General features: G+C 70.6%; 7 protein-coding genes and 1 pseudogene. 3 read left to right on the top strand and 5 right to left on the bottom strand.

Features of this window, described 5'->3' with window-relative positions; translation table 11 throughout:
• Positions 1-10: 10 nt before the first annotated feature.
• Positions 11-829 (top strand): SGNH/GDSL hydrolase family protein, encoded by an 819-nt coding sequence (locus D474_RS0106670; protein ID WP_017612812.1) that lies wholly within the window; start codon positions 11-13, stop codon positions 827-829.
• A 106-nt stretch (positions 830-935) separates the two neighbouring features.
• Entirely contained in the window at positions 936-1,763 is an 828-nt protein-coding gene (locus tag D474_RS0106675; protein WP_026118235.1) for an SGNH/GDSL hydrolase family protein, read from the top strand.
• A gap of 87 nt (positions 1,764-1,850) precedes the next feature.
• On the opposite strand, the gene D474_RS0106680 is transcribed toward D474_RS0106675, so the two are convergent.
• The 5 genes from D474_RS0106680 to D474_RS0106700 all read right to left on the bottom strand — a co-directional run bounded on the left by D474_RS0106680 (position 1,851) and on the right by D474_RS0106700 (position 5,414).
• The gene (locus tag D474_RS0106680) at positions 1,851-2,810 is read right to left on the bottom strand and encodes an endonuclease/exonuclease/phosphatase family protein (RefSeq protein WP_026118236.1); all 960 of its coding nucleotides are present in this window, start codon (positions 2,808-2,810) and stop codon (positions 1,851-1,853) included.
• A gap of 101 nt (positions 2,811-2,911) precedes the next feature.
• On the bottom strand, positions 2,912-3,307 hold the full coding sequence (locus D474_RS0106685) for a Fur family transcriptional regulator (protein ID WP_017612815.1): 396 nt from the start codon (positions 3,305-3,307) through the stop codon (positions 2,912-2,914).
• The gene (locus D474_RS0106690; protein ID WP_017612816.1) at positions 3,304-4,182 is read right to left on the bottom strand and encodes a metal ABC transporter permease; all 879 of its coding nucleotides are present in this window, start codon (positions 4,180-4,182) and stop codon (positions 3,304-3,306) included. The genes D474_RS0106685 and D474_RS0106690 overlap by 4 nt, the downstream gene beginning before the upstream one ends.
• On the bottom strand, positions 4,175-5,014 hold the full coding sequence (locus D474_RS0106695; RefSeq protein ID WP_017612817.1) for a metal ABC transporter ATP-binding protein: 840 nt from the start codon (positions 5,012-5,014) through the stop codon (positions 4,175-4,177). Before D474_RS0106695 ends, D474_RS0106690 begins: the two co-directional genes overlap by 8 nt.
• A gap of 31 nt (positions 5,015-5,045) precedes the next feature.
• Positions 5,046-5,414, bottom strand: a complete 369-nt coding sequence (locus D474_RS0106700; protein WP_017612818.1) for a DUF6703 family protein — start codon at positions 5,412-5,414, stop codon at positions 5,046-5,048.
• A 295-nt stretch (positions 5,415-5,709) separates the two neighbouring features.
• On the opposite strand from D474_RS0106700, the pseudogene D474_RS0106705 reads away from it, so the two are divergent.
• Positions 5,710-7,175, top strand: a pseudogene (locus tag D474_RS0106705) (CDP-glycerol glycerophosphotransferase family protein); the annotation flags it as partial.

Here is a 7,175-nt window from a genome sequence, read left to right on the forward strand (position 1 = left end):
AGGGCGAGTGATGGCGCGCACGAGTTCCGACGAGAACAACCCGCTGCTGAAACGGGGGATGTCCCTGGTCTCGATCGGGGACAGCTTCACCGAGGGTGTGGGCGATCCCTACCCGGCGGGCCCGGAACAGGACGTGGTCTTCCGCGGGTGGGCCGACCGTCTGGCCGAGCACCTGGCCGACCACCTGGGCGAGGTGGAGTACGCCAACCTGGCCGTGCGCGGCAAGCTCATGCGCCAGATCGTCACCGACCAGCTCCAGCCGACCCTGGACATGGCGCCCGACGTGGTCACCATCAGCGCCGGCGGCAACGATCTGTTGCGCCCCGGCGGGGACCCCGAGCGCATGGCCCGGATCCTGGACCTGGCCGTCTCGCGTCTGCGCGCCGCCGGTATCGAGGTCGTGCTCTTCACCGGCGTCAACGTCTCCTCGGGGTACATGCGCGGCACCATCGGGCTGTTCGCGCGCTACTACATGAACGTGCGCGCCATCGCCGACCGCTACGACTGCTACCTGGTCGACCAGTGGTCCATGGACGTGCTCACCGACGCGCGCGCGTGGGACGAGGACCGCCTGCACATGGCGCCGGAGGGCCACCGCCGGCTGGCGCTGCGGGTGGGCGAGGTGCTGGGCGTCCCGGTGCCCGAGCGCTGGGACGAGCCCTGGCCCGAGCAGGAGCGGATCGGGTGGGCCGAGGCCCGCCGTGAGGACCTCAACTGGCTCAAGGACTCCCTGGGCCCGTGGATCGGCCGCCGCCTGACCGGGCGTTCCTCGGGGGACTCGGTCACGGCCAAGATCCCGGCCCTGACAACGGTCTCCGCACGCCGCTGAGGGGCCCGCTGAAACACCGCCGGCGTTGTGACGTCGGACCCAAAACCGTTCCCGGAATCAACCTACTGTCGCGTAACCATGGCGCGGAGTTGCAGCATTGGTGTCCATGAGCGGTTTTGGGACGACGGACATCACGGAGCGGGACATCCTGTCCTACGTCGCTCTCGGGGACAGCTTCACCGAGGGCATGAGCGACCCCTACCCGGACAGCGACACCGTGCCCAACGGCCGCTACCGGGGCTGGGCCGACCGGGTCGCCGAGCACCTGGCCTCCCACATCGACGAGGTGCGCTACGCCAACCTAGCGGTGCGCGGGCGGCTGATCCGGCAGATCCGGGACGAGCAGGTGCCCGCCGCCGTGGAGATGGCGCCCGACCTGATCACCCTGTGCGCGGGCGGCAACGACATCATCCGGCCCGGCGGTGACCCCGACGAGGTCGTGCAGATCTTCGAGTCGATCGTGGCCGACCTGACCGCCACCGGGGCCCGTGTGGTGGTCTTCACAGGCTTCGACACCGGCATGCACTCGGTCATGCGCCACCTGCGCGGCAAGATCGCCACGTACAACATGCACATGCGCGCCGTCGCCGACCGCTACGGCTGCGACGTTGTGGATGTGTGGTCGATGCGCATCTTCGACGACGCACGCGCCTGGAGCACCGACCGCCTCCACCTGTCCTCCGAGGGCCACCGCCGCATGTCCTTGCGAGTGTGCGAGGTCCTGGGCCTGCCGACCGTGGGTGCGTGGAACGAGCCGTGGCCGCCGCGGGAGCCCCGCGACTGGCGCACCGCCCGCCAGGAGGACCTGTCGTGGGCGCGCGAGTACCTCGTCCCGTGGATCGGACGGCGCCTGACCGGGCGTTCCTCGGGCGACAACGTCACCGCCAAGCGGCCCACGCTCCGGCGCTGCGACCCCGGGTCCCGCACCGACTAGGTGTGTCCGGCGGACGCCCGCCGCACGTGCCACGCCCCCGCGGGCCGGTGACCGGACCGCGGGGGCGTCGTGCTGTCCGGGGCCCGGTCAGGGCGCCGCAGGCGAACCGAACACCGGGTAGTGGTCGGAGTAGTCGTCGTAGGTGTGTTCCCGGCCCCACGAGGTGGCGGTCCAGGGCTCGCTCTTGACCTCCGCCGTGTGGTTGGCGAAGTGGTCCGGCTCGGCGCCGTTGCGGATCGGCAGCACGTGGTCGAGCTGCTGGGCCTCCCAGTCCGGGTAGTCGTGGCCCGCGATGGAGTTGCCCTGCGGGTCCCAGGAGACGGCGTCGCCGGTCCCGGCCGGCTCCACCGCGTCGAGCAGCTCGAGCGCGTTCTCCCACTCCTCGGTGCCGCCGATGATGTTGAGGTCTCCGGCGAGGTGGATCTGCTCGCCGTCACCGATGTCGGCGTCCTCGACCACGGCCAGGATCTGTTCGAGCTGTGCGGTGCGCACACGCTCGTCCTCGCCCGACGGGCACAGGCCGTCCTCGGACTGCATGTGGGTGCCGAACACGTGCAGCGGGCCGTCGGGGGAGTCGATCTCGGCGTGCACGAAACCCTTGGCGGAGAAGCGGTCGGCCCCGCAGGCCTCCGAGTAGACGTGTTGCTCGGCCCGGACGATCGGCCAGGTGCTGTGCACGCTGACCCCGCCGTTGGTGGCGGCGCCGGGCCGCAGGCCGGTGCTGTCGTCCCAGCCCTCCTCGGACTCGCCCACGATCGGGGTTCCGTGGGGGAGCTCCTCGGACAGCCCCGAGCGCAGGGCCTCGGCGGAGGTGTCGTCGAAGAGCTCCTGGAGCACGACCACGTCGGCGCCGTCCAGCACGCCGTCCTCGTTGATGAGGTCGGCCCGGATCTCCTGTCCCCAGTTGGGGTACAGGGACGTGGGCATGAGGAAGGCGTTGTACGTGGCGATGGTGGGGCCGTCCGCTTCGGCCTGTGCCGGCGTCGCGGCCATGAGCGGGCAGACGGCCAACGCGGCCACCAGTGCGGTTCTCGTTCTTCTGTTCACGGCGTCCGACACTAGGGACGCCGTGACACCACTGGGCTACTGGCTGGTAACCATCACGTGGCGGGAAGGTGTGATGGGCAGCAGGCGGACCGGCCGCCGGGTCAGACCCCGGCGGGCGACCCGGTATCGGCACAGCGGGCGCACACACCGAACAGTTCCACGGTGTGTGTGATGCCTGTGAAGCCGTACTGCGAGCCCACCTCGCTGGCCCACCGCTCGACCGTGGGCCCCTCGATCTCCACCGCGGTGGAGCACACCCGGCACACCAGGTGATGGTGGTGGTTCTCTGTCGCGCAGGCGCGGTAGACCGCCTCGCCCTCGTCGGTGCGCAGGACGTCGACCTCGCCGGAGTCGCTCAGCGCCTGCAGGGCCCGGTAGACGGTCGTGAGGCCGATCTTGGACCCGTCGGCACGCAGGTCCGCGTACAGATCCTGTGCACTGCGGAAACCGGCGGACTCGTTCAGCGCCTGGCGGACCGACTCTCTTCGTGTGCTCATGTCACCCTCCCCCGCCCGGTCTGGGGCATCGTACCGGCCTCCGGCACCGCGGTGCCGTGGTGGGGTCGGAGCTTGCGGACGGCGCCGACCCCGACGGCGACGCAGAACAGCGCCAGCGCAAGCAGGATGATGGTCGCGCCGGGGGCCAGGTCCGCATAGTAGGCCGTGGGCAGGCCGGCCAGGGACGAGAGCAGCCCGATCCCCACGGCCAGGGCCATGGTGACGCGGAAACTCTTGGAGAGCTGCTGCGCCGCGGCCACGGGCACGATCATCAGGGCGCTCACCATGAGCACACCGACGATCTGCATACCGATGACCACCGTGAGGGCGGCGGTGACGGCCAGCAGGACACTGAGGAAACGCACCGGCAGCCCGTGGGCCCGTGCGACCTCCTCGTCCTGGCAGAGTACGAACAGCTCCCGGCCGTAGAACGCCACGACCGCGGCCACGCTCACGGCCAGTGCGCCGACGATCCAGATGTCCTGTTCGGAGACGGTGCTGACCGATCCGAACAGGAACGAGGTGAGGGTGGCGTTGTTGGCGCCCGGTGCGAGCCCGATGAGCAGCACACCCCCGGCGATGCCGCCGTAGAACAGCAGGGCCAGTGCCACGTCGCCGCTGGTGCGGGTGCGAACGCGCACGAGTTCGATGAGGATCGCGCCGACCACGGACACGATCGCCGCGGTCAGCACGGGGGAGGTGCTGGTGAGCACACCCAGGGCGACCCCGGTGAGCGCGACGTGGCCGATGCCGTCACCCAGCAGAGCGAGCCGGCGCTGGACCAGGAACGTTCCGATGACCGGGGTGACCAGGCCAACGAGCACGGCCGCGACGAGCGCGCGCTGCATGAACTCGTACTGCCAAAGTTCAGTCACTGCCGGGTACCTCGAGTCGGATGATCTCCCCGTGCGCGTCACGCGGCACCGGGGCGTTGGGGTCGGGATGGGGGTGCTGGTGGTCGTGGCCCGGGCGGGCGCACTCGCCTGTGGGGTGCGGCGGGTCTCCGTCGTGCACGATGCGCCCGTGGTCGAGGCTGACGGCGCGCTGGATCACGTGTTCCAGCGGGCCCAGCTCGTGCAGGACGAGCACGACGGTGGAGCCCTGTTCGCCGAGCATCGTGATCGTCTCGGCAAGTGCCCGCTGGTTCTCGGCGTCCACACCGGCCATGGGTTCGTCCATGACGAAGGTGTCGGGGCGTCCGGCCAGGGCACGCGCGATGAGCACGCGCTGCTGCTGCCCGCCGGAGAGCTCGCGCACCGAGGCACGGGCGCGGTCGGCCAGCCCGACGGCCTCGAGGGCGTCGGTGACGGCCCGGCGGTCGGCGCGGCTGGTGAGGGACAGCCGGCGCCGTGCGGCGATCTGCCCGGAAGCGACGATCTCGCGCACAGTGGCGGGCACCGCGCCCCCGGCGGTCAGGCGCTGGGGCACGTAGCCGATGCGGCGCCAGTCGCGGAAGCGGCGCAAGGGGGTGCCGTGCACCAGGATCTCGCCGGCGGTCAGTGGGACGATGCCCAGCATCGCGCGCATGAGGGTGGACTTGCCCGATCCGTTGGGCCCCATGACGGCCATGGTCTGGCCTGCGTGGATCCGGACGTCGACGCCGTCGAGCACGGGGGTGCCGTCGTAGGCCACAGTGGCGTCGACGGCCTGGAGCGCGGGAGGGGCGCCCGGGAACTCGGTCCCGGCCCCCGTGAACTGGGCAGACACGCCCTTAGTATGGCGAAAACGAAAATGATTGTCAAAATCCGAGAGCGCGGGCGATGGCCAACACCAGAACCACGACCACCATCAGCACCCGGGGGGCCTTCTGCTGCCGTGTCAGGGTTGGCCACGTGAGATAGGCCAACCATCCCAGGAAGAAGGCGACCGCGGCGAGGAACACCGCGCCCACCGGCCCCACGGGGAACATCAGTCCGCCGATGAACAGAAGCCCCAGCACGAGCGGTGTCACCCACGCGGGGAGTTGGTGCAGCCAGAGCAGGCAGACCGCGCTGCGGCGCTCCACCGCACCGCGCAGCCGACCCGAGTTCCAGGAGGGGTCCGAATCCCCGCCGCGGGAAGGATCGCGGCCCTCGGGGCGTTCATGGCTGTGGTCGGGGGAGGTCATCGCCGTCTGTATCCTCCGATGTGGCGGGCTGTGCCCCGCAAAGGCCTGTGGTACTTGTGGCTCAGACCCTAGTGCAGGCCCCGGTCGGAGGTCTGCGGGCCTGGGCCGGCGGGCGCCGGTGCTCGCCGTGCGATCCCCCATGGCAGTCCGTGCCCCGGTCCTCCCAGGTCGCAGGCACGGTCGGTCAGCGCCCACTTGCCTGAAGTAGTCCACAACAGTCGTCCGACGCATACGGTGTGACCGTGCTGCCGCCCGTAGCCCGAGTGCTGAGGACCCTCTGGAGGGTGTCACCTTCGTGCCCGAGCCCACCGTCATCGTGACCTTCGACGTCACCGAGCCGAACCTCGGCCACTGCCTGGATTCCCTGTCACGGCAGAGAGACGGACACCACAACCGGGACCACACGGTCCGACCGGGTGAGGTGACCGCCGAGATCCTCCTGGTGCCCTTCAGCGGCAGACAGGAGTCCGCCGTCGAGGCCCAGGCCGACGACGGCGACCAGGACGAGGACACCGACGAGGACACCCAAGGCCACGACGAGGAGGGCGAGGCCGACGAGGAGCACGACGAGTCGGTCGAGACCGGGCAGGACGCCCTGGCCGTCGCGGCCGCCTTCGCCGCGGACCCGCCCGCGGGCCTGCGCGTGCGCCTGCTCGAGGGCGAACCCGATGCGGACCTGCCCGCCGCCCGCCGCCGCGGTGGCCGGGAGTCCTCCGGGAGCCACCTGCTGTTCCTCGAGGGCCGCGACGCCCTCACCGCCTACGCGCTCTCCTACTTGTGGCGCACCGCCTGCGACACCCACTCCGACCTGGTCGTGGGCAACGTCCACAAGTTCAACGAACTGGGTGCCTCGCCCTCCAAGACCCACAAGAAGCTGTGCGCGAAGCAGCGTTACGCCGAGGACCCCCGTGCCGTCCCCGTTCTGGCAGCGGACCCCGTGCTGGGCAACAAACTGTGGCGCCGCGAATTCTGGCTCGGTCTGCCCGACCACGGCCTCCACCCCGACGACGCCGACCTGGACCTGCGCCGCTGCGCGCTCTCGGCCCGCACCGTCGACGTGCTCCCCGGCCCCGTGCTGCTCATGCGCGAACGCCACGACACAGCGGTGCCGCTGGACAAGGGCGTGCTCACCCGCCGCCTGACCGCCATGAAGGACCTCACCGCCGACCTCGCCGGCGAGGACCGCAGACTCTGGGACCGCACCCTGCTCCAGGGCGAACTCCATCGCCTGCTGATGCGTTTCCAGGACGCCGATCCCGAGGTCCGTGAGACCGTCGTCGACCTGGTCAACGCCCACCTCGACCACGTCCCGGCGGGCGAGCTCAACGACCTGACCGTCCTCGAGCGGCTGATGTACCACCTGGTGCGCAAACGCCGCACGGACGACATCGTCGAGGTCGCCACCTTCGCCAAGAGCGTCGAGATCAAGAACGCGCGTGTGCACCGGCGCGGGCTGACCTACTACATCGGCTACCCCTTCTTCGAGGCCGACGACCCCGCCAAGGCCGTGCCCCGCGAGATCTATCGCCTCGACGACGAGCTCAAGGTCCGCCAGAAGACCGAGGACATCCGCTGGGAGGACGGCCGTCTGCTCGTCAGCGGCCGCATCGGCATCCGCCACCTGCGCGCCCGCAAGCGCTGGCAGCAGCACCTCATGGCCTACGCCGTGAACACCTCCGACCGCCGCCGCGTGCGCGTGCCCGTCAAGGTGCGCCTGGCCGCCGAGTACCGGCTGCCCGACGTTCCCGAGGCCGCCCGTCA

This window comes from Nocardiopsis salina YIM 90010 (assembly GCF_000341025.1).
Classification (GTDB): Bacteria; Actinomycetota; Actinomycetes; order Streptosporangiales; family Streptosporangiaceae; genus Nocardiopsis; species Nocardiopsis salina.

Excerpts from the sequence above, each read along its gene's own strand:
- D474_RS0106700 (WP_017612818.1), bottom strand. The coding sequence starts at position 5,414 with ATGACCTCCCCCGACCACAGCCATGAACGCCCCGAGGGCCGCGATCCT.
- D474_RS0106675 (WP_026118235.1), top strand. The coding sequence starts at position 936 with ATGAGCGGTTTTGGGACGACGGACATCACGGAGCGGGACATCCTGTCC.
- D474_RS0106685 (WP_017612815.1), bottom strand. The coding sequence starts at position 3,307 with ATGAGCACACGAAGAGAGTCGGTCCGCCAGGCGCTGAACGAGTCCGCC.
- D474_RS0106670 (WP_017612812.1), top strand. The coding sequence starts at position 11 with ATGGCGCGCACGAGTTCCGACGAGAACAACCCGCTGCTGAAACGGGGG.